The 461-nt window shown below is 70.1% G+C and carries 2 protein-coding genes; both read right to left on the bottom strand.

From position 1 onward, the window contains the following. Nucleotides 1-82, bottom strand: an 82-nt coding sequence (locus BTA51_RS30965; protein ID WP_371333253.1) for a transglutaminase domain-containing protein, incomplete at its 3' end; no start/stop codon positions are given. A 9-nt stretch (nt 83-91) separates the two neighbouring features. Further along, on the bottom strand, nt 92-461 hold a 370-nt coding region (locus BTA51_RS28985), incomplete at its 5' end, for a hypothetical protein (RefSeq protein ID WP_210404957.1).

Here is a 461-nt window from a genome sequence, read left to right as displayed (position 1 = left end):
AGACATAGCGCGCCGGCAGGTCGTGCAGCCGGGCGCAGCAGATCAGCGCATGGGCATGGTCCTGACAGACGCCTTCGCTCAAGGCCAGCGCCTAGGCCGCCGCGGTATGGGCGTCGGTCGCTCCGGGTTTGTAGACGATGGCCTCGGCCACCGCGCCCGAGAGCGCATGGGCCAGTCCCAACGGGTTGCTATCGCTCACCGACCTCGCCAGCTCACGCAGGGCGGCATCGGGCATGGTGGGCGCGGTTTCCCCCAGCCAGGCGACGGGCGGGATGCATTCGCGGTTGCCGCGCAGCACGCCCGACAGGTCGGTCGTCGTCACCTCGCCGGTGACTTTCACCTCGATATGGTCGACCGGGCCGCGCACGCTCCACGCCTGGATCATGTCGCCGGCGCCATCGCGGAACGAGCCGCCCATCATGCCGTCGCTGACCGCGACCTGCCAGCGCTGGTGGATCTGG

Source organism: Hahella sp. CCB-MM4 (genome assembly GCF_002260525.1).
Classification (GTDB): domain Bacteria; phylum Pseudomonadota; class Gammaproteobacteria; order Pseudomonadales; family Oleiphilaceae; genus Hahella.
This window is presented reverse-complemented; position numbering and strand designations above follow the sequence as displayed.